This window comes from Streptomyces sp. AHU1 (genome assembly GCF_045343905.1).
In the GTDB taxonomy this organism is placed as follows: domain Bacteria; phylum Actinomycetota; class Actinomycetes; order Streptomycetales; family Streptomycetaceae; genus Streptomyces; species Streptomyces triticiradicis.
In genome coordinates this window covers 3,267,133-3,288,561 of sequence record NZ_CP174283.1, presented here as the reverse complement: position 1 = coordinate 3,288,561, position 21,429 = coordinate 3,267,133, and the positions used below count along the sequence as shown (strand labels likewise).

Here is a 21,429-nt window from a genome sequence, read left to right as displayed (position 1 = left end):
CACCTGTCGCATAGGAATGGCCGGTTGGTGGCACGATGGTTCTGGCGGGGGTGCGCGGGCCTGCACCTCCGGGCCGGGAGAGCGGACCGACCGTAGGGTGTGATCAGTTGTGGCCATTTCGCTGTCAGTGGTGCTGCTGTTGGCGATCATCCTCGTGGTGCTGATCCGAGGGGGATCCATCAAGCCGGGACCCGCCATCGTCGCGGTGCTCTTCGGCTTCTTCCTCGCGTCGACCGGTATGGCCCCGTCCATCAACCGGTTCCTCGACTCGATAGCGCAGACCATCAACTCGATCAGCTTCTGAGCGGAACACGGCGAAGGGTGTCCGCCGACGGTGGGCGCGTGACGGGCGGCACGGCCCGCGCCGGGCGCGCGTCACCGGTCCCGCGCGCCGGTGACGGACCTCTCCGCGCCCGGAAGTCCGCGCGGCCCTCCGCACCCGGGGAGGCGGGGAACCGACGGCAGCCGAACGGGCACGCGGCGTGCACGGAGGGCCGCCCGGAGCCCGGGAACGACAAAGGCCAGGCGGGGAGGAATAACCCTCCGGCCTGGCCTTGTGCCATGTGGAGCGGGCGACGGGAATCGAACCCGCGTAGCTAGTTTGGAAGACTAGTGCTCTACCATTGAGCTACGCCCGCACAGCGTGCGCCGCAGGTCAGCGACCGCGGCACAGAATGCATCGTAGCGGGTCGACGGCCCGCAATGCACACCCCGTTCCCGTCCGCGTCGGAGCACGTGAAATGCGGCGGCCGCACTGTCCGCGGGCATGTACCCTACGTGTCGCACCGACGGGGTGTGGCGCAGCTTGGTAGCGCGTCCGCTTTGGGAGCGGAAGGCCGTGGGTTCAAATCCCGCCACCCCGACCACCGGCAGGACCTGCGGAGGGCCCGCGGAGGGCTCGCTCGGACAAGATCACCTTTTGGGGCGTGTACCGCCTGCGGTTACTATGCAAGCTGCGTGCCCGTATGTCTGCAGTGTTCGTCTCTCAAGGGCCGCGGAATCCGCCCGGGACTCTGCCCGGCCGGCAGCGGCACGCAGCAGAACCCCCCAAGAAGTCAGCCACAAGGAGACCGAACCGTGAAGAGCGCCGTGGAGACCCTGAACCCGACCCGGGTTCGGCTCACTGTCGAGGTGCCCTTCGAGGAGCTCAAGGACAGCCTCGACGCGGCGTACAAGAAGATCAACCAGCAGGTCACGGTGAAGGGCTTCCGGAAGGGCAAGATCCCGGCGCGCGTCATCGACCAGCGGTTCGGTCGCGGCGCCGTGCTCGAGGAGGCCGTCAACGACGCGCTCCCGAAGTTCTACACCGAAGCGGTCAACGAGGCTGAGCTGAACGTCCTCGGCCAGCCCGAGGTCGACATCACCGAGCTGAAGGACGGCGAGACGCTGAACTTCACCGCCGAGGTCGACGTCCGCCCGACCATCGAGATCCCGGACTACTCCGGCATCGAGGTCGAGGTCGACGCCGTCGAGGTCAGCGACGAGGACGTCGAGAAGGCCGTCTCCGACCTGCGCGAGCGCTTCGCGTCGACCTCCCCGGTCGAGCGCGCCGCCCAGGACGCCGACGTCGTCACCATCGACCTCGAGGCCAAGGTCGACGGCGAGGTCCTGGAGGACGGTGTCGCCAGCGGCGTCTCGTACACCATCGGCTCCGGTGAGCTGCTCGACGGCATCGACGAGGCCGTGAAGGGCCTGGAGGCCGGTGGCGAGGCCACCTTCACCTCCGAGCTCAAGGGCGGCTCCGCCGCCGGCAAGGAGGCCGAGGTCACCGTCAAGGTCACCCAGGTCGCCGCGCGTGAACTGCCCGAGCTGGACGACGAGTTCGCGCAGCTCGCCTCCGAGTTCGACACCCTCGACGAGCTGAAGGCGGACAGCCGCAAGCGCCTCGAGAACATGAAGCAGTACGACCAGGCCACGCAGGCCCAGGAGCGCGTCCTGGAGAAGCTGCTGGAGCTCGTCGAGGTGCCGGTCCCCGAGAAGCTCCTCGAGGACGAGATCAACACCCGTAAGCACAACCTCGAGCACCACCAGCTCGGCCAGATGGGTCTCGACCTCGCGAAGTACCTGGAGATCCAGGGCAAGACCGAGGAAGAGTTCGACGCCGAGACCAAGGAAGCCGCGGTCAAGGGCATCAAGACGCAGTTCGTCCTCGACGAGCTCGTCAACAAGGAGAAGCTGAACGTCAACCAGGAGGAGCTCACCGAGCACCTCATGCGTCGCGCGGCCTCCTCCGGCATGTCCCCCGACCAGTTCGCCCAGGCCGTCGTCGAGGGCGGCCAGGTCCCGATGCTCGTCGGCGAGGTCGCCCGCGGCAAGGCCCTCGCGGTCGTCGTCGAGGCCGCCACGGTCAAGGACACCAACGGCGAGATCGTCGACCTGGACGACGAGGAGGACGAGACGGCCGACACCGTCGAGGCCACCGACGCGGCCGAGGCCGACACCGAGGACAAGCCCGAGGCCTGATCGCCTCAGCGGTAGCCCGGACGGGCCCCCGGGGACTTCCGAGTCCCCGGGGGCCCGTCGGCATACCCGGGCAGGGGACCTAGGACCTTCTCTCCGCAGGCCCCCACCGGCTTACCCAGGGGCGCGGGGAACTGCGCGGGCAACCCCCACCGCCCCGCGGTCGCGCTCCGGCCTCCGCCCCCCCCCGACGGGTGCGGCCTTTCGAGGGTGCGAGCCACCGGCCGGCCGCCCCCGGGAAACGGGACCGGAACCCTGGTGAAGCCAGCGCAGCGCATGCGCTCACAGCGAACAGTTCCCTCTGCGGGATTCCCCGGAGGGACCCGCGCGTTAGGGTCCATGAATACGAGGGCAGGGGAGTCCCCGGACGCCGTCGGGAGGCGGCGCGGAACCCGGGGTCCCAGGCCCCACAGAAGACGTGAGACGGCCCGGCGCCGTCGTAAGACGAGCAGGTGGATACGTGACGAATCTGATGCCCTCCGCCGCCGGTGAGCCCAACTTCGGTGGTGGCCTCGGCGACCAGGTCTACAACCGGCTGCTCAACGAGCGGATCATCTTCCTCGGCCAGCCGGTGGACGACGACATCGCCAACAAGATCACCGCGCAGCTGCTGCTCCTTGCCTCCGACCCGGACAAGGACATCTACCTCTACATCAACAGCCCCGGCGGATCGATCACGGCCGGCATGGCGATCTACGACACCATGCAGTACATCAAGAACGACGTGGTGACGATCGCCATGGGCATGGCGGCCTCGATGGGCCAGTTCCTGCTCAGCGCCGGTACCCCCGGCAAGCGCTTCGCCCTGCCGAACGCCGAGATCCTGATCCACCAGCCCTCCGCGGGTCTCGCGGGCTCCGCGTCGGACATCAAGATCCACGCCGAGCGGCTGCTGCACACCAAGAAGCGGATGGCGGAGCTGACCGCCTTCCACACCGGCCAGACGGTGGAGCAGGTCACCATCGACTCGGACCGCGACCGCTGGTTCGACCCGATCGAGGCCAAGGAGTACGGCCTCATCGACGACATCATGCCCACCGCTGCCGGCATGCCGGGCGGCGGCGGCACCGGGGCGGCGTAAGCCCCTCCAGTGCCCCCGAGGGCGGCGCGGAGCCCTTCCCCGTCCCCGAGTGGGGTCAGGCCCCTTGCGCGCCCACAGCCGACCGCTCAGCCCTTTTCAGGTTTTCCAGGAGACACAGTGAACGACTTCCCCGGCAGCGGCCTCTACGCCCGCACGCAGGCCGAGTACACCGGTCCTCGCGCGGAGTCCCGCTACGTCATCCCGCGCTTCGTCGAGCGCACCTCGCAGGGCGTGCGCGAGTACGACCCGTACGCGAAGCTGTTCGAGGAGCGCGTGATCTTCCTCGGCGTGCAGATCGACGACGCCTCCGCCAACGACGTCATGGCGCAGCTGCTGTGCCTGGAGTCGATGGACCCCGACCGTGACATCTCGGTCTACATCAACAGCCCCGGCGGCTCGTTCACGGCCCTCACGGCCATCTACGACACGATGCAGTTCGTGAAGCCGGACATCCAGACGGTCTGCATGGGCCAGGCCGCCTCGGCCGCCGCGATCCTGCTGGCCGCCGGCACCCCGGGCAAGCGCATGGCGCTCCCGAACGCGCGCGTGCTGATCCACCAGCCCTACAGCGAGACCGGACGCGGTCAGGTCTCGGACCTCGAGATCGCCGCGAACGAAATCCTCCGGATGCGCGGTCAGCTGGAGGACATGCTGGCCAAGCACTCGACCACGCCGATCGAGAAGATCCGCGAGGACATCGAGCGCGACAAGATCCTCACGGCCGAGGACGCGCTGGCGTACGGCCTGATCGACCAGATCATTTCCACCCGCAAGATGAACAACTCCGCGGTCGTGTGACGTATCGCTGTATCGTCTGCCGCCCCTTGGCGCGGTTCACGACAAAGTGAACCGCGCCAAGGGGGCCCGAACGAGGGGCTCGGCAAGGTACCGTCGGACATAAGGCAGCACCAGGAGCCGCTGGATCCAGGCGGCTCCCAGGCGAAGGGGAAGCACACCGTGGCACGCATCGGTGACGGCGGCGATCTGCTCAAGTGCTCGTTCTGCGGCAAGAGCCAGAAGCAGGTCAAGAAGCTCATCGCAGGCCCCGGTGTGTACATCTGCGACGAGTGCATCGATCTCTGCAACGAGATCATCGAGGAGGAGCTCGCCGAGACGAGCGAGGTGCGCTGGGAGGAACTTCCCAAGCCCCGCGAGATCTACGAGTTCCTCGAGGGGTACGTGGTCGGCCAGGAGTCGGCCAAGAAGGCCCTCTCCGTCGCGGTGTACAACCACTACAAGCGCGTCCAGGCCGGTGAGAACAGCACGGGCCAGAACCGCGAGGACGCCATCGAGCTCGCGAAGTCCAACATCCTCCTGCTGGGCCCCACGGGCTCCGGCAAGACGCTCCTGGCCCAGACCCTCGCGCGCATGCTGAACGTCCCGTTCGCCATCGCCGACGCGACGGCGCTGACGGAGGCGGGGTACGTCGGCGAGGACGTCGAGAACATCCTGCTGAAGCTGATCCAGGCCGCCGACTACGACGTCAAGAAGGCCGAGACCGGGATCATCTACATCGACGAGATCGACAAGGTCGCCCGTAAGAGCGAAAACCCGTCGATCACGCGCGATGTCTCCGGCGAGGGCGTCCAGCAGGCCCTGCTCAAGATCCTCGAGGGCACGACGGCCTCGGTGCCGCCGCAGGGCGGACGCAAGCACCCGCACCAGGAGTTCATCCAGATCGACACGACGAACGTCCTGTTCATCGTGGGCGGTGCCTTCGCGGGCCTGGAGAAGCTCATCGAGTCCAGGGCCGGCGCGAAGGGCATCGGCTTCGGCGCGACGATCCGCTCGAAGCGCGAGCTGGAGTCCAAGGACCAGTTCGAGGCCGTCATGCCGGAGGACCTGGTCAAGTTCGGCATGATCCCCGAGTTCATCGGCCGTCTGCCGGTCATCACCTCGGTCCACAACCTGGACCGCGAGGCGCTCCTGCAGATCCTGGTCGAGCCGCGCAACGCCCTGGTGAAGCAGTACCAGCGCCTCTTCGAACTCGACGGCGTGGAGCTGGACTTCGAGCGCGAGGCCCTGGAGGCCATCGCCGACCAGGCCATCCTGCGCCAGACCGGCGCCCGCGGCCTGCGCGCCATCATGGAGGAAGTCCTCCAGGCCGTGATGTACGAGGTCCCGTCCCGCAAGGACGTGGCCCGCGTCGTCATCACCGCCGACGTGGTCCTGCGCAACGTCAACCCGACCCTGATCCCGAGGGACGCCCGCCGCGGCGGCCCCGGGGAGCAGAAGACGGCGTAGCGACACCTGCATGACAAAGAGGCACCCGGCGGACAATTGCCGGGTGCCTCTTCGGCGTGTGACGCAAAGATCACGCCAACTCCTGTTTTCTGCCCACATCGTGTCGACATCTGATGTTTATTGATCACACAAGGTAGACCGCCTTGCGAAGGTGAAACGGGAGGACCGGAAGATGAGACTGAGGCGTGCCTTGACGGCGCTGAGCGTGGCTGCGGCGGCGGGGGTCGTTCCCCTCGTGATGGCAGCACCGGCGTCCGCCACCACTGCGGAGTGCCGGTCTTATGTCGCCTGGCTCGGCTACAACGTCGGGCCCAAGGTGACCGCAGCTTGCGGCCATCACCACATATCGACCCCGGTCGCGGGCAGAGTCGCAAATCCGGCCTGCTATGTCGCGTTGGTCAACGCGGGCCTCAAGGCTGGCGAAGCCGACAGCGCTTGTAAATACGCATGACGGATGGGCTGTGGCTCTGAAGGGACCGGAACAAGGGCCTTAGCGCAGGGAAAGAGGGGGCTCGTCCGACAGGCCGAGCCCCTCACCGTTCGATGCGCTCCCGCACGCGGTGCGGAACATCAGATCTTGACGCGGATGTCCTTGCGCAGGGCCGCGGTCACCCGGGCCGACTCCTCCATGCTCACACCCTGGCCGCCCTGGGCGGCCACGCCGAAGCCGAGCGTGCTGTAGTCGGCCCACATGCACATGTACTGGGTGTCGGTCTTGCCGGTCGCCTGGTTGGGCGCCTTTGCCTCCTGGCACTTCATGATCGCGCCGTCCAGGCCGGACGGGTTCACGGACTTGGCGTCGCCGATGAACTCGATCTTGGAGTCGGACTCCTTGGCGGAGTCCTTCTTGATGTTGGCGAACGAGGCGTCGATCGCCGCCTCGGGGTCCTTCACCTTGCCGTAGAGGCCGGAGAAGGTGATGGCCTTGGAGCCCGCGATGGCGGTCGGGTCCTTCAGGGTGTCCGGGTTGCTCAGGTCGACCGTGGAATAGACGCCGCCCACCGACTTGGAGTTGGTGATACCGCTGGCGGCCAGGTCCTTCGCGTCGCCGGAGGACGGGTCCTGCGGGCCTTGGTCCTTGCCCATGCGCTTGTACTGTCCGTCGATCACCGTCGCCGGCGTCGTCAGCTTGTGCGGGCCGTCGTCGGCCACGTCGGAGCCGCTGCTGCTGCCGCCGAGCACCAGGTACGCGCCCACCGCGATCGCCGCCACCGCGGCCACGCCGCCGATGATCAGGCCCGTCTTCTTCTTGCCGCCGTCCGGCACGGGCGGCATCGGGACCGTGCCGTAGGGCGGCTGGCCGTACGGGGGAGTCTGCGGCGGGACACCCGGAGCCTGCGGGGGGTAGCCGTAACCCGGGGCCGGGGGAGCCTGCTGGGGGTAGCCGTAGCCGGGCTGGGGGGCCGGCGGCTGCTGGCCGTAAGGGCCGGGCTGGCCGCCCGGCTGACCGTAGGGTCCGGGCTGCTGGGGCTGCCCGCCGTACGGGCCCGGCTGGTTGTAGCTCATTTCTGGGTTCCCCTCCAGGTGCCTTATGTGTTCCTGACATCCTGACGCACAGGTCAGGCCCCCAGGTCCGCAGGGGGTGCACCGTTACGAAGTAATCCCGTTTCGGGACATGGGCGTGACGCCCCTAAACTGATCCCGTGACCGAGAACGCTCAGCAGCAGCCATCAGCGCCCAGTACCGAACTGCCGACCCAGTACGCGCCGGCCGAGGTAGAGGGGAAGCTGTACGAGCGCTGGGTAGAACGGAGTTACTTCGCCGCCGACGCGAAGAGCGAGAAGCCTCCGTACACCATCGTCATCCCGCCGCCGAACGTCACCGGAAGCCTGCACCTCGGGCACGCCTTCCAGCACACGCTGATGGACGCGCTGACGCGCCGTAAGCGCATGCAGGGGTACGAGGCGCTCTGGCTCCCCGGCATGGACCACGCCGGCATCGCCACGCAGAACAAGGTCGAGCAGCAGCTCGCCGAAGAGGGCAAGTCCCGCCACGACCTGGGCCGCGAGGAGTTCGTCGAGCGGGTCTGGCAGTGGAAGGAAGAGTACGGCGGCAAGATCCTCGGCCAGATGCGCCGGCTCGGGGACGGCGTGGACTGGGACCGTGAGCGGTTCACCATGGACGAGGGCCTGTCCAAGGCCGTCCAGACCATCTTCAAGAAGCTCTACGACGACGAGCTGATCTACCGCGCCGAGCGCATCATCAACTGGTGTCCGCGCTGTCTCACCGCCATCTCGGACATCGAGGTCGAGTACCAGGAGGACGACGGCGAGCTCGTCTCCATCAAGTACGGGGAGGGCGACGAGACCCTCGTCGTGGCCACCACCCGTGCCGAGACCATGCTCGGTGACACCGCCGTCGCCGTCCACCCGGACGACGAGCGCTACAAGCACCTCGTGGGCAAGCGGATCAAGCTGCCGCTGACCGACCGCTCCATCCCCGTCGTCGCGGACACCCACGTCGACCCCGAGTTCGGCACCGGTGCCGTCAAGGTCACCCCCGCCCACGACCCGAACGACTTCGCGATCGGCCAGCGCCACGGCCTGGAGTCGATCACGGTCATGGACGAGCGTGCCGTCATCACGGTCCACGGCCCCTTCCAGGGACTCGACCGCTTCGAGGCCCGTTCCGCCATCGTCGGCGCGCTGCGCTCGCAGGGCCGGATCGTCGCCGAGAAGCGCCCCTACGTCCACTCCGTGGGCCACTGCTCGCGCTGCAGGACGACGGTCGAGCCGCGCCTGTCGATGCAGTGGTGGGTCAAGGTCGCCCCGCTGGCGCAGGCCGCCGGTGACGCGGTCCGCGACGGCCGGGTCGCCATCCACCCCGCCGACATGTCGAAGCGCTACTTCGACTGGGTCGACAACATGCACGACTGGTGCATCTCGCGCCAGTTGTGGTGGGGCCACCGCATCCCGGTCTGGTACGGGCCGGAGGGGCAGGTCGTCTGCGTCGGTCCCGACGAGGAGCCGCCGACCGGTGAGGGCTGGACGCAGGACACCGACGTCCTCGACACCTGGTTCTCCTCCGGCCTGTGGCCGTTCTCCACCCTCGGCTGGCCGGAGAACACCCCCGACCTGCAGAAGTTCTATCCGACGGACGTCCTGCTCACCGGCCACGACATCATCTTCTTCTGGGTCGCCCGGATGATGATGTTCGGCCTGTACGCGATGGACGGCGAGGTCCCGTTCAAGACCATCGCCCTCACCGGCCTGGTCCGCGACGAGCGCGGCAAGAAGATGTCGAAGTCCTTCGGCAACGTCGTCGACCCGCTCGACTGGATGGACAAGTACGGCTCCGACGCCGTCCGCTTCACCCTCGCCAAGGGCGCCAACCCCGGTACCGACGTGCCGATCGGCGAGGACTGGGTCCAGGCTTCCCGGAACTTCGCCAACAAGATCTGGAACGCCACCCGCTTCGCGCTGATGAACGGCGCGACGGTCGAGGGTCCGCTGCCCGAGCCGGAGGAGCTGTCGGCGACCGACCGCTGGATCCTCTCCCGGCTCAACGAGACCATCGCCGAAGTCGACGCGTTCTACGAGGACTTCCAGTTCGCGAAGCTCTCCGACGCCCTCTACCACTTCGCGTGGGACGAGGTCTTCGACTGGTACGTCGAGCTGTCCAAGACGACGTTCATGGCGGGCGGCGAGCCCGCGAGGGTCTCCGGCCGGGTCCTCGGCGAGGTCCTGGACGTCACGCTCCGCCTCCTCCACCCGATCGTCCCCTTCGTCACCGAGACGCTGTGGACGACGCTCACCGGCGGCGAGTCCGTCGTCGTCGCCGACTGGCCGACCGACTCGGGCTTCCGTGACAAGGCCGCCGAGCAGGAGATCGAGAAGCTCCAGCAGGTCATCACGGAGGTCCGCCGCTTCCGTGCCGACCAGGGCCTCCAGCCCGGCCAGCGGGTCCCGGCCCGGCTGGCCCTCGACGGGACGGCCCTCGCCCCGCACGAGGCGGCCATCCGCCAGCTGCTGCGGCTCCAGCCGGAGGGCGAGAGCTTCTCGGCCACGGCGACCCTGCCGGTGGCGGGCGCCACGGTCGCGCTCGACCTGTCGGGCACGATCGACGTCGCCGCGGAGCGCAAGCGTCTGGCCAAGGACCTCGCCGCCGCGGAGAAGGAGAAGGCCCAGGCGAACGCCAAGCTCGGCAACGAGGCGTTCCTCGCCAAGGCCCCGGACAACGTCGTGGACAAGATCCGAGGCCGGCTCGCCAAGGCGGACGAGGACATCGCCCGCATCCAGGCCCAGCTGGAGCGCCTGCCCGAGGCGTAGCCCCGGCCCCCGGCCCGGCGAAGGCCCCCGGAACCATCGAGTTCCGGGGGCCTTCCGCCGTACACGACAGGCTTTCTTCGGCCTGGACGGCCTCGTCCTCGAACGCCGGAGGGGCTGAGAATCAGCCCCTCCGGCGTTCGAGGAGCGGGGTCCGGGGCGGAGCCCCGGGTGCGGGACGGGAAGGGGCGGAGGGGGCGAAAAACCCCATGGGGCCCCACACGCCCCCACACCCCGCCACCTCCGTAGACTGGCCCCGTGAGTGACCTCCCCCCGCACGACAGCAGCGCGTCCGACGAGTCGCAGGACCACGACCCGCTCGGTCTCTTCGACGAGATCGTGGCCAACGAGACCGACCGCGACCCCGACCTCGCGGTGATCGAAGCCGGCAGCCGCACCCTGCGCACCCGGGGCGGCGGCGGTCCCCAGGCCGACGTACCCGCGCGGCCCGCCGACCCCGAGGTCGACAAGGCGCTGCGCGAGGTGGAGTCCGAGCTCGCCACCCGTTGGGGCGAGACCAAGCTGGAGCCGTCCGTCAGCAGGATCGCGGCGCTGATGGACGTCCTCGGCGAGCCGCAGCGCGCGTACCCCTCGATCCACATCACGGGCACCAACGGCAAGACCTCCACCGCCCGCATGGTCGAGGCGCTGCTCGGCGCCTTCGACCTGCGCACCGGCCGCTACACCAGCCCCCACGTGCAGTCGATCACCGAGCGGATCAGCCTGGACGGGACCCCGATCCCCGCCGAGCGCTTCGTCGAGACGTACAACGACATCAAGCCCTACGTCGAGATGGTCGACGCACGGCAGGAGTACCGGCTGTCCTTCTTCGAGGTGCTCACCGCCATGGCGTACGCGGCCTTCGCCGACGCGCCCGTGGACGTCGCCGTCGTCGAGGTCGGCATGGGAGGCAGCTGGGACGCCACCAACGTGATCGACGGGGACGTCGCCGTCGTGACCCCCATCGACCTCGACCACACCGACCGGCTCGGTGAGACGCACGCCGAGATCGCCGCCGAGAAGGCGGGCATCGTCAAGCAGGACGCCACCGTCATCCTCGCCCAGCAGCCGGTCGACGCGGCCCAGGTGCTGCTGAAGAAGGCCGTCGAGGTCGACGCGACGGTGGCCCGCGAGGGCCTCGAGTTCGGTGTCGTGTCACGGCAGATCGCGGTCGGCGGGCAGCTGCTGACCCTGCGCGGCCTCGGCGGGGAGTACGAAGAGGTCTTCCTGCCGCTGCACGGCGCCTACCAGGCGCACAACGCCGCCGTGGCGCTCGCCGCGGTCGAGGCGTTCTTCGGCGTCGGCTCGGCGCACGCCCAGCGGCTCGACATCGACACCGTGCGCAAGGCGTTCGCCTCGGTCACCTCGCCGGGCCGCCTGGAGATCGTGCGCCGCTCGCCCACCGTGGTGCTCGACGCCGCGCACAACCCCGCCGGGGCCCGCGCCACCGCCGAGGCGGTGAGCGAGGTCTTCGACTTCAGCCGGCTGATCGGGGTCGTCGGTGTGAGCGGCGACAAGAACGTGCGCGAAGTGCTCGAGGCCTTCGAGCCGATCTTCGCCGAGGTCGTCGTCACCCAGAACTCCAGCCATCGCGCGATGGACGCGGACGAACTCGCCGGGATCGCCGTCGAGGTCTTCGGCGAGGACCGGGTACAGGTCGAACCGCGTCTCGACGACGCCCTGGAGGCCGCGATCACGCTCGCCGAGGAAGAGGGCGAGTACGCGGGCGGGGGCGTGCTGGTCACCGGATCCGTCATCACGGTCGGCGAGGTCCGACTGCTCCTGGGGAAGGGCTGACCCACGTGCGTACGCTCTGTGCTTCCACGCTGATCGGCGAGTTCTTCGTCATCGGCTTCGCCGGGCTCGTCGCCATGAAGGAACCCGACCTGTCCACGGCCACGGTCTGGACGGTCTGCGGGGTCCTGATGGCGCTGAGCGTGCTGCTGTGCGGCATGATCACGCGGCCCGGCGGTGTCCAGCTCGGCTGGGCGCTGCAGATCCTGCTGATCGCCGGCGGCGTCTTCGTGCCGTCGATGTTCATCCTGGGCGCGGCCTTCGCCGCCCTGTGGTGGGCCTCGGTCCACTACGGCCGGAAGATCGACGAGGCCAAGGCCAGGTTCGCCGCGCAGGCGCAGGCGCAGGACCGGACCGAGCCCGGCGGCAACCCGGCCTAGACGGCAGGCGGACCGGCCCGGTGTGCCGTTCCGGTGCGTGCGGACGGCGGCCCGCACCGGTCCGTGGGGCGCGCGAGCGCGCGGCCCCGGCGGACGGAGGCGCGCGCCCGTACCACCTGGCGCTGTGCGACGGCCACCCGGACACGCCCTGTAGCCTCGTTCATCCGCACAAGTGTGACCCCGAAGGAGCTTTCCCGTGAGCCAGCGCACCCTCGTCCTTCTCAAGCCCGACGCCGTCCGTCGCGGCCTGACCGGCGAGATCATCAGCCGTATCGAGCGCAAGGCCGGCTGGCAGATCACCGCGCTGGAGCTGCGGACCCTGGACCAGGACACGCTGGAGCAGCACTACGGCGAGCACAAGGGCAAGCCCTTCTACGAGCCGCTGGTGGCGTTCATGGCCTCCGGTCCGGTCGTGGCCCTGATCGTCGAGGGCGAGCGGGTCATCGAGGGCGTGCGCGCCCTGGCCGGCCCGACCGACCCGATCGCCGCCGCCCCCGGTTCCATCCGCGGCGACTACGGCGTGATCGTCCGCGAGAACCTGATCCACGCCTCCGACTCCGAGGAGTCCGCCGAGCGCGAGGTGAAGATCTTCTTCCCCGGCCGCGCCTGAGCGCCCGGACGACGGTTCCGCGCGGCGTCCGCGCGCACGGACGGTCACGGTCTCGCGTACGGACGGCCTCGCCGAGGTCACGGACGGCCTCGTCGGGGCCGTCCGTGACGATCTCCGGGGCCTGTCGGGCAGTACATTTTCAAAGAATTTTCTGAGGCCTCGTCAGTAGGGTTTCGACAGTCTGACCTGGGACGGCCGTGAAAAATCCGGCCGTCCCGTGGCATATGCGTGCTGATCGAGGGAACGGGTGACCCCGATGGCTCGTCTCCGCAAGCGAGTCGCTCCGCCATCTGCCGACAATGGCCAGGACCATCGCGCAGTGTTCGTGCGGGCGCGTCTACGATGGGACCGTTCACGTCGCTGCACCAACCTCGCGCCGTCCCTAAAAAGCCGTCAACGTTCGCTTTGGGAAGGCCAGACGAATCCTGATGGGGAACTCAATGTCGTTCATCGGCCGTGACATGGCTGTCGACCTCGGGACCGCCAACACGCTGGTGTACGTCAGGGGCCGAGGGATCGTACTCAACGAACCTTCCGTCGTCGCGATCAACACCAACACCGGCGGGATCCTCGCGGTGGGCGCGGAAGCCAAGAAGATGATCGGCCGGACGCCGGGCAACATCGTCGCCGTGCGTCCGCTGAAGGACGGCGTCATCGCCGACTTCGAGATCACCGAGCGCATGCTCCGCTACTTCATCCTGAAGATCCACAAGCGGCGCTACCTCGCCCGCCCCCGTGTCGTCGTCTGTGTGCCCTCCGGCATCACGGGCGTCGAGCGCCGTGCCGTCATCGAGGCGTCGTCCCAGGCCGGCGCCCGCCAGGTGCACATCATCGAGGAGCCCATGGCCGCGGCCATCGGCGCCGGCCTGCCGGTCCACGAGGCCACGGGCAACATGGTGGTGGACATCGGCGGCGGCACCACGGAGGTCGCGGTCATCTCGCTCGGCGGCATCGTCACCGCCCAGTCCATCCGTGTCGCGGGCGACGAGCTGGACAACGCGATCATCCAGCACATCAAGAAGGAGTACAGCCTCCTCCTCGGTGAGCGGACGGCCGAGCAGATCAAGATCACGATCGGTTCGGCGTACGACCTCGACACTGACGAGCACACCGAAATCCGCGGCCGGGACCTGGTCTCCGGTCTGCCCAAGACGGTCGTCATCTCCGCCGCGGAGGTCCGCAAGGCGATCGAGGAGCCGGTCAACGCGATCGTCGACGCCGTGAAGACGACGCTCGACAAGTGTCCGCCCGAGCTCTCCGGTGACGTGATGGACCGGGGCATCGTCCTGACCGGCGGCGGAGCCCTGCTGCGCGGCCTGGACGAGCGGCTGCGCCGTGAGACCGGCATGCCGATCCACATCGCGGAGGACCCGCTCGACAGCGTGGCGCTCGGCTCCGGCAAGTGTGTCGAGGAGTTCGAGGCGCTCCAGCAGGTCCTGGACGCCCAGCCCCGCAGATGACGTAACACTTCGATTCCGCCGTACGAGATCACCCCTTCTCGTGCGGCGGATCGTTGGTATGGAGGCATAAACTCCTGCGACATAGAGTCATAAACTCCTCCAAACCAGCCACCCCGCCTCACCACCCCCCACCCCAGCCTCATCGCACCGTGGGCATCCTTTTCGCCCAGGGCGCGCCCCTGTTGACCCAATACGACGAGGAAGGCACGGCCGCCGCACGTGAGGGACACACGAGAGAGCCGGCTGCTCCTGGTGCTGCTGATCGCCATCGCGTTCGCACTGATCACGGTGGACATCCGCGGCGGGCAGGACTCACCGGTCGACGGTGCCCGCCAGGCCGCCGCGACGGTCTTCGGCCCGATCGAGAACGGGGTGTCGTCCGCGGTCGACCCCGTCGGCAACGCGATCTCCGCGGTCCGCGACTCGGGTGAACGGCACGACCGTGTCGCCCAACTGGAGCACGACAACGCGGCGTTGAAGGCGAAGCTCGGCAGCGACGACCGCAACCGCAGCCGCCTCAAGCAGCTCGACAAGATGATCAAGGTGGCGGGCGAGGGCCAGTACGGCATCAAGGGCGCCGAAGTCATCGCCATAGGTGCCGCCCAGGGCTTCTCCTGGACCGTCACCATCGACGTCGGCGCCAACGACGGCATCCGGCGCGACATGACCGTCCTGAACGGCGACGGACTGGTCGGCCGCGTGACCACCGTCGGCCCCGACACCGCGACCGTGCTCCTCGCCAACGACCCCGACTTCACCGTCGGCACCCGCATGGAGTCGACCGACGAACTCGGCTTCGCCGCCGGGCAGGGCGACCGCCCGCTGCGCGTCGAACTCCTCAACGCCAAGGCGAAGATCAAGAAGGGCGACCGGCTGGTCACCTTCGGCTCGCAGTCCGACAAGCCGTTCGTGCCCGGCGTCCCCGTCGGCGTCGTCTCCCGGGTCGACCCCTCCGGCGGCGACCTGACCCGCACGATCTACGTGACGCCGTTCGTATCGTTCACCAAGCTCGACATCGTCGGCGTCGTCGTCGCGGCACCCAAGAGCGACCCCCGCGACACCGTGCTGCCCCCGAAACCCAAGCCGACGCCCACGCCGACCGTGACCGTGACGGTCACCCCCTCGGCGAGCGCCCCCGACCTCGGCCAGCAGCAGTAAACAGGAGGAGCCGAATCCCATGCGTTTCAACCGGATGCTGCTCTCCGTCACCCTGGTGGTCGTCGCCCTGGTGATCCAGGTGAGCGTCCTCGCCCGACTCCATCTCCCGGGCGCCGTCCCCGACCTGGTGCTGCTGACCGTGCTCGCCCTCGCCCTGGTCTACGGGCACGTCGGCGGCGCGCTCATCGGCTTCGGCGCGGGCCTGCTCTCCGACCTCGCCCCGCCCGCCGACCACGCCGCCGGACGCTACGCCCTCGTGCTCTGCGTCGTCGGCTACCTCGCCGGTCTGGCCAGACCCGAGAACGGCCGGCTCAAGTCGGCCACCGGCCCCATGGCCGTGGTCGTCGCCGCCGCGATCGGCTCCACCGTGCTGTACGCGGGCGTCGGCGCACTCGTCGGCGACACCGCCGCCCGCCACGTCGGGCTCAACAACCTGCTCATCACGGCCACCCTCTACGACCTGCTGCTCGCGCCCTTCGTCGTGCCGGTGCTGATGGCCCTGGCCCGGCGTGCCGAGAACGATCCGCTCACCGACGGCGGTCCGGCCTCCAAGACGGCCGACGTCTCCTCGGGCTGGCTGTCCTCCGGCACCGGCCTGCGCATCGGCAGCCAGCGCGGCGGACTGCGCGTGAAGGCGGCCAAGGCACGGAGCGCCCGCGCCGGACGCATCAAGGGGGTCAAGCGCCTGTGACCACAGCGACGAGCCCCGTCCGGCGGCCGGCCCAAGCGCCCCGGGCGTCACGGGACTTGACCGGCCGCGGTGTCACCGCGCACAGGTTCGCCGTGTATTCGTACGACTCGTACACACACTGAGAGGGGGAGGCAGCAGCAGTGACCAATATCCCGGAGACCGGCCGGACCCCACGGGTCCAGATCCGTCTCGTCATCATCCAGATTCTCGTCCTCTCCCTCCTCGGCACCCTCGGCGGACGGCTCTGGTTCCTCCAGATCCGCAACGGCGACGAGTACGCCAAGGAAGCCTCCGGCAACCACGTCCAGCAGGTCGTCCAGCCCGCCGTGCGCGGCTCGATCCTCGACGCGCGGGGCGTGCCGATCGCCGACAACGAGACCCGGCTCGTGGTCTCCGCCTCACGCACGGACCTGATGAAGATGGCCGACGACGGCAAGGGCGTCCTCACCAAGCTCGCCGGCGTCCTCGGCCTCAAGCCGAAGGACGTCATCCAGAAGGTCCGCCTCTGCGACGCCAAGACGCCGCAGCCCTGCTGGAACGGCTCGCCCTACCAGCCGATCCCCATCACCGACAAGGCCACCGCGCGCCAGGCCCTGCAGATCCGCGAGCGCTCCGAGGACTTCCCCGGCATCACCGCCGAACCGGAGGCCGTGCGCCGTTACGCGGCCCCCGGCAAGGCCAACACCGCGCAGGTCCTCGGCTACCTCTCGCCCGTCACCGACGACGAGATCACCAAGGCCAAGGACACCGACTCGCCCTACCTGCGCTCCGACCAGGTCGGCCGCTCCGGCCTGGAGCGGCAGTACGACAAGGCCCTGCGCGGCAAGGCCGGCGTCACCCGCTACGAGGTCGACAACCTCGGCCGCGTCATCGGCAAGGCCAAGAGCGACAAGGCCGAACCCGGCGCCAACCTCGTCACCAGCATCGACGCCCGCGTCCAGCGCGTCGCCGAGTACGAGCTGGACTACGCGATGAAGGTCGCCCGGACCCAGTTCGACAAGATCACCGGCGAGAACTACAAGGCCGACTCCGGCGCCGTCGTGGTCATGGAGGCCAAGACCGGCCGCGTGGTCGCCATGGCGTCCGCCCCGACGTACGACCCGAACGCCTGGGTCGGCGGCATCTCCGGCAAGGACTACACCGCCCTCACCGGCAAGAAGTCCAACTACCCGCTGCTGAACCGCGCCATACAGGGTCAGTCGGCGCCCGGATCGACGTTCAAGGTGATCTCCACCGCCGCCGCGGTCCAGGCCGGATACCCGTTCGACGGGCACTACCCGTGCACCAGCTCGTACTCCGTCGGCAGCCAGGTCTTCAAGAACTTCGAGGGGGAGAGCTTCGGCCCGATCTCGCTCGGCCGCGCGCTGGAGGTCTCCTGCGACACCGTCTTCTACGGACTCGCCGACAACGAGTGGAAGAAGGACGGCGGCATCAACCCGAAGAAGAAGCCCAAGGACTACTTCTACAAGACGGCCCACCAGTTCGGGCTCGGCCAGGAGACCGGCGTCGACCTCCCCAACGAGGTCACCGGCCGCGTCCCGGACCGCACCTGGAAGCAGAACTACTGGAAGGCCAACAAGGACGCCTGGTGCAAGAGCGGCAAGAAGGGCGGCACCTACGTCCAGCAGATCGAGTACGAGAACTGCCTCGAGGGCAACAAGATGCGCGAGGGCGACTCGATCAACTACTCCATCGGACAGGGTGACACCCTCGTCACCCCCATCCAGGAAGCCGTCATCTACTCCGCGGTCTCCAACGGCGGCACCATGTACACGCCGACCATCGGCAAGGCGATCGTCAGCGCCGACGGCAGCACCGTCCAGGAGATCAAGCCCAAGGTCAGCGGCAAGCTGCCGGTCAGCAAGGCCACGCTCAAGGGCATGAACGAGGCCTTCGCGGGCGTCGTCACCCGCGGTACCGCCGCCTGGAAGTTCGGCGGCTGGCCCCAGGACAAGATCCCGCTGCACGCCAAGACCGGTACCGCCGAGGTCTACGGCAAGCAGACGACGTCGTGGCTCGCCACGTACTCCAAGGACTACGCGATCATCATGACGATCTCCCAGGCCGGTACGGGTTCGGGAGCGTCCGGTGAGGCCGTGCGCAAGATCTACAACGCGCTCTACGGCGTCGCCGCCGACGGCAGCATCGACAAGAAGAACGCCCTCCTGCCCACCCCGCAGAAGGGCCTGCCGAAGATCCAGACCGACGGCACGATCGAGTCCGGCCGCATCTCCAAGGACCCGGCCAAGGACCAGCAGGCCAGCCAGGCCCCCAAGGACGCCACCCCCGGCCCGGACCAGCCCGCCGGCACCACCGCGTCACCCACCGGCGGCAACCGCGTCACCCGGAGGCGTACCGCCCGCCCGCCGAAGGGGCGGGGGAAGAGGATCCTGACATGACCGGAGCCAACAACTTCTCCGTCTCCGGGTACGGACCCGAGCGCGCGGGCTGGACACGCCTGTTCGCCCGCGACTCGATCGCCCGCAGGCTCGACTGGCCGATACTGCTGTCGGCCGTCGCGCTCTCGGCGATCGGATCGGCCCTCGTCTACTCGGCCACCCGCAACCGCACCGAGATCAACCAGGGCGACCCGTACTTCTTCCTCATCCGCCATCTGGTGAACGCCGGCATCGGCTTCGCCCTGATGATCGGCACGATCTGGCTCGGCCACCGCACCCTGCGCACGGCCGTGCCGATCCTGTACGGGATCTCGGTCTTCATGATCCTGCTGGTGCTGACCCCGCTCGGCGCCACGATCAACGGCCAGCGCAACTGGCTCGTCGCGGGCGGACTGTCGCTCCAGCCCGCAGAGTTCATCAAGATCACGATCATCCTGGGCATGGCCATGCTGCTGGCCACCCGGGTGGACGCGGGCGACAAGATGTACCCCGACCACCGCACGGTGGTCCAGGCACTGGGCCTCGCGGCCGTCCCGATGATGATCGTGCTGCTCATGCCCGACCTCGGCACGATCATGGTCGCGGTCGTCATCGTGCTCGGCGTGCTGCTCTCCTCCGGCGCCTCCAACCGCTGGGTGTTCGGCCTCATCGGCGCGGGCGCCCTCGGCGCGGTCGCCGCCTGGCGGCTGCACGTCCTCGACGAGTACCAGATCAACCGCTTCGCGGCCTTCGCCAACCCCGACCTCGACCCGGCCGGCGTCGGCTACAACACCAACCAGGCCCGCATCGCCATCGGTTCCGGCGGCCTCTTCGGCACCGGCCTCGGCCACGGTTCGCAGACCACCGGCCAGTTCGTGCCCGAGCAGCAGACCGACTTCGTCTTCACGGTCGCGGGCGAGGAACTGGGCTTCGTGGGCGCGGGCCTGATCCTGCTGCTCCTCGGCGTCATCCTGTGGCGCGCCTGCCGCATCGCCCGCGAGACGACCGAGCTGTACGGCACGATCGTCGCCGCCGGGATCATCGCCTGGTTCGCGTTCCAGTCCTTCGAGAACGTCGGCATGACCCTGGGGATCATGCCGGTCGCCGGCCTGCCGCTCCCGTTCGTGTCCTACGGAGGATCCTCCATGTTCGCGGTCTGGGTCGCGATCGGCCTCCTGCAGTCGATCAAGGTGCAACGCCCGATGTCGGCCTAGGCGATTCCCGGATGGAGTCCTGGTGTCGCCCCGGAGAACACGGGGCGACACCAGGACCGGCCGCACAGGGCGACCTCCGGCCGAGCCGGGGCCGGTCGGCTACTGCCCACGGCCCGCAAACACGTCTAGATTCGGGTCATGGCGGACACGAAGCGCGAGATCGAGCGTAAGTACGAAGGACCCGCCGCCGAGGGCGGCGCCGAGATGCCCGACCTGAGCGGCGTCCCGGGCGTCGCGGGCATCGTCGACAAAGGTGTCGCCGAACTCGACGCCACCTACTACGACACCCCCGACCAGCGCCTCGCCGCCGCCTCCCTCACCCTGCGCCGCCGCACCGGTGGCGACGACGCCGGCTGGCACCTCAAGCTCCCCGTCTCCGAGGGCGTGCGCGACGAGATCCGGGCCCCCCTCTCCGACACCGTGCCCCGCGCGCTCGCGGGCCTCGTCCGCTCCCGCGTCCGCGACGCCGAACTCGTCCCCCTCGTACGCCTGCGCTCGGCCCGCGACGTCCGCCACCTCGTCGACGACTCCGGCGCCCTGCTCGCCGAGGTCAGCCTCGACCGCGTCCGCGCGGACCGGATCGGCGCGGACCGGATCGGCGCGGGCGAAGGCACCGCGGCCTGGACCGAGATCGAGGTCGAACTCGCCGACGACGGAGACCCCGCCTTCCTCGACAAGGTCGAGAAGAAGCTCCGCAAAGCCGGTCTGAGGCGCTCCACCGCGTCCTCCAAGCTGGCGAAGGCGCTGGGCGAGACCGGGAAGCGAGCCGGGAAGCCCGCCCCCGAGAAGGAGCCGGCCGACGCGGGCGACCACGTCCTCGCCTACCTCCGCGCCCAGTACGACGCCATCGTCGAACTCGATCCCGCCGTCCGCCGCGACCTCCCCGACTCCGTGCACAGCATGCGCGTCGCCACCCGCCGGATGCGCAGCACCTTCCGCTCGTACGGGAAGGTCCTGGACCGCGCCGTCACCGACCCGATCGGCGACGAACTGAAATGGCTGGCCGGCGAGCTCGGCGTCGGCCGCGACCAGGAAGTCCTCACCGAGCGGCTCACCGAGTCCCTCGGCCGACTGCCCCGCACCCTGCTCTCCGGACCCGTCCGCACCCGGCTGCGCACCTGGGCGAACGCCCGCCGCGGCGGCTCCCGGCGCCGCCTGATCGCCGTCCTGGACGGCAAGCGGTACCTGACGCTGCTCACCGCGCTCGAAGCGCTCGTCGCCGACCCGCCCCTGCTCGAGGCGGCCGGGGGCGACCCCGCGAAGGTCATCGCGAAGGCCGTCCGCAAGGACTTCGGAAAGGTCTCCGACCTCGTCGAGCAGGCCCTCGACCAGCCGCCGGGCAGCGACCGTGACCACGCGATGCACGAGGCCCGCAAGAAGGCCAAGCGCACCCGCTACGCCGCCGAGGCCGCGGCCCCGGCCCTGGGCGCACCGGCCGCCGGCCTGGTCAAGTCGATGAAGTCGCTGCAGAGCCTCCTCGGCGACCACCAGGACAGCGTGATGACCCGGGAGACCCTGCGGGAACTGGCGGCCCTGGCCCACGCGGCGGGGGAGAGCTCGTTCACCTACGGGGTGCTCTACGGCCGTGAGGAGCAGCGCGCCGCCGCGGTCGAGGCGGCCCTGCCGGAAGCCTGGGAGAAGATCGAGGCACAGACGGCGGTCTGACGGCGTCGCCGCAGGTCACGGACAGGACC

At 69.2% G+C, this 21,429-nt stretch carries 16 protein-coding genes and 2 tRNA genes; 16 read left to right on the top strand and 2 right to left on the bottom strand.

Annotation, left to right across the window (positions count from 1 at the left end; genetic code table 11):
• Positions 1-109: 109 nt before the first annotated feature.
• Positions 110-304, top strand: coding sequence for a hypothetical protein (locus tag ACICHK_RS14835; RefSeq protein WP_103551386.1), 195 nt, complete (start codon positions 110-112; stop codon positions 302-304).
• Between the two features lie 260 nt (positions 305-564).
• Here ACICHK_RS14835 and ACICHK_RS14830 read toward each other — a convergent pair.
• A tRNA-Gly gene (locus ACICHK_RS14830) sits at positions 565-638 on the bottom strand.
• A 151-nt stretch (positions 639-789) separates the two neighbouring features.
• Between ACICHK_RS14830 and ACICHK_RS14825 the strand changes: the two genes are divergently transcribed.
• From ACICHK_RS14825 to clpX, 5 genes are all read left to right on the top strand, one after another.
• A tRNA-Pro gene (locus tag ACICHK_RS14825) sits at positions 790-866 on the top strand.
• 211 nt (positions 867-1,077) lie between these two features.
• Positions 1,078-2,463 (top strand): trigger factor, encoded by a 1,386-nt coding sequence (gene tig, locus ACICHK_RS14820; protein WP_406837265.1) that lies wholly within the window; start codon positions 1,078-1,080, stop codon positions 2,461-2,463.
• Positions 2,464-2,932: 469 nt separating this feature from the next.
• Positions 2,933-3,541, top strand: a complete 609-nt coding sequence (locus tag ACICHK_RS14815) for an ATP-dependent Clp protease proteolytic subunit (protein WP_192582552.1) — start codon at positions 2,933-2,935, stop codon at positions 3,539-3,541.
• 117 nt (positions 3,542-3,658) lie between these two features.
• The gene (locus ACICHK_RS14810; RefSeq protein WP_037618822.1) at positions 3,659-4,339 is read left to right on the top strand and encodes an ATP-dependent Clp protease proteolytic subunit; all 681 of its coding nucleotides are present in this window, start codon (positions 3,659-3,661) and stop codon (positions 4,337-4,339) included.
• Positions 4,340-4,498: 159 nt separating this feature from the next.
• Positions 4,499-5,785, top strand: a complete 1,287-nt coding sequence (gene clpX, locus ACICHK_RS14805) for an ATP-dependent Clp protease ATP-binding subunit ClpX (RefSeq protein ID WP_151471405.1) — start codon at positions 4,499-4,501, stop codon at positions 5,783-5,785.
• A gap of 570 nt (positions 5,786-6,355) precedes the next feature.
• Here the strand turns inward: clpX and ACICHK_RS14800 are convergent.
• Positions 6,356-7,291, bottom strand: coding sequence for a hypothetical protein (locus tag ACICHK_RS14800; protein ID WP_406837264.1), 936 nt, complete (start codon positions 7,289-7,291; stop codon positions 6,356-6,358).
• A 137-nt stretch (positions 7,292-7,428) separates the two neighbouring features.
• On the opposite strand from ACICHK_RS14800, the gene ACICHK_RS14795 reads away from it, so the two are divergent.
• The 10 genes from ACICHK_RS14795 to ACICHK_RS14750 all read left to right on the top strand — a co-directional run bounded on the left by ACICHK_RS14795 (position 7,429) and on the right by ACICHK_RS14750 (position 21,400).
• Positions 7,429-10,053: a valine--tRNA ligase gene (locus tag ACICHK_RS14795; RefSeq protein ID WP_406837263.1), complete on the top strand. Its 2,625-nt coding sequence runs from the start codon at positions 7,429-7,431 to the stop codon at positions 10,051-10,053.
• Positions 10,054-10,308: 255 nt separating this feature from the next.
• Complete coding sequence (locus ACICHK_RS14790) at positions 10,309-11,847, top strand: bifunctional folylpolyglutamate synthase/dihydrofolate synthase (RefSeq protein WP_406837262.1); 1,539 nt, start codon at positions 10,309-10,311, stop codon at positions 11,845-11,847.
• Positions 11,848-11,852: 5 nt separating this feature from the next.
• The gene (locus ACICHK_RS14785; protein ID WP_406837261.1) at positions 11,853-12,224 is read left to right on the top strand and encodes a DUF4233 domain-containing protein; all 372 of its coding nucleotides are present in this window, start codon (positions 11,853-11,855) and stop codon (positions 12,222-12,224) included.
• Between the two features lie 196 nt (positions 12,225-12,420).
• Positions 12,421-12,834, top strand: coding sequence for a nucleoside-diphosphate kinase (gene ndk / locus ACICHK_RS14780; protein WP_045557536.1), 414 nt, complete (start codon positions 12,421-12,423; stop codon positions 12,832-12,834).
• A 440-nt stretch (positions 12,835-13,274) separates the two neighbouring features.
• Positions 13,275-14,294 (top strand): rod shape-determining protein, encoded by a 1,020-nt coding sequence (locus ACICHK_RS14775; protein WP_103551380.1) that lies wholly within the window; start codon positions 13,275-13,277, stop codon positions 14,292-14,294.
• Positions 14,295-14,513: 219 nt separating this feature from the next.
• Entirely contained in the window at positions 14,514-15,452 is a 939-nt protein-coding gene (gene mreC, locus ACICHK_RS14770) for a rod shape-determining protein MreC (protein WP_151471396.1), read from the top strand.
• A 19-nt stretch (positions 15,453-15,471) separates the two neighbouring features.
• Positions 15,472-16,143: a rod shape-determining protein MreD gene (mreD, locus tag ACICHK_RS14765; RefSeq protein ID WP_151471394.1), complete on the top strand. Its 672-nt coding sequence runs from the start codon at positions 15,472-15,474 to the stop codon at positions 16,141-16,143.
• Between the two features lie 140 nt (positions 16,144-16,283).
• Positions 16,284-18,542, top strand: a complete 2,259-nt coding sequence (mrdA, locus tag ACICHK_RS14760; RefSeq protein ID WP_406837260.1) for a penicillin-binding protein 2 — start codon at positions 16,284-16,286, stop codon at positions 18,540-18,542.
• Positions 18,539-19,735, top strand: coding sequence for a rod shape-determining protein RodA (rodA, locus tag ACICHK_RS14755; protein WP_406837259.1), 1,197 nt, complete (start codon positions 18,539-18,541; stop codon positions 19,733-19,735). The genes mrdA and rodA overlap by 4 nt, the downstream gene beginning before the upstream one ends.
• Positions 19,736-19,873: 138 nt before the next feature.
• The gene (locus ACICHK_RS14750; protein WP_406837258.1) at positions 19,874-21,400 is read left to right on the top strand and encodes a CHAD domain-containing protein; all 1,527 of its coding nucleotides are present in this window, start codon (positions 19,874-19,876) and stop codon (positions 21,398-21,400) included.
• Positions 21,401-21,429: the final 29 nt, after the last annotated feature.

Coding starts and splice junctions, on each gene's coding strand:
- ACICHK_RS14750 (WP_406837258.1), top strand. CDS start 19,874: ATGGCGGACACGAAGCGCGAGATCGAGCGTAAGTACGAAGGACCCGCC.
- ACICHK_RS14800 (WP_406837264.1), bottom strand. CDS start 7,291: ATGAGCTACAACCAGCCGGGCCCGTACGGCGGGCAGCCCCAGCAGCCC.
- ACICHK_RS14815 (WP_192582552.1), top strand. CDS start 2,933: ATGCCCTCCGCCGCCGGTGAGCCCAACTTCGGTGGTGGCCTCGGCGAC.
- ACICHK_RS14775 (WP_103551380.1), top strand. CDS start 13,275: ATGTCGTTCATCGGCCGTGACATGGCTGTCGACCTCGGGACCGCCAAC.
- mreD (WP_151471394.1), top strand. CDS start 15,472: ATGCGTTTCAACCGGATGCTGCTCTCCGTCACCCTGGTGGTCGTCGCC.
- rodA (WP_406837259.1), top strand. CDS start 18,539: ATGACCGGAGCCAACAACTTCTCCGTCTCCGGGTACGGACCCGAGCGC.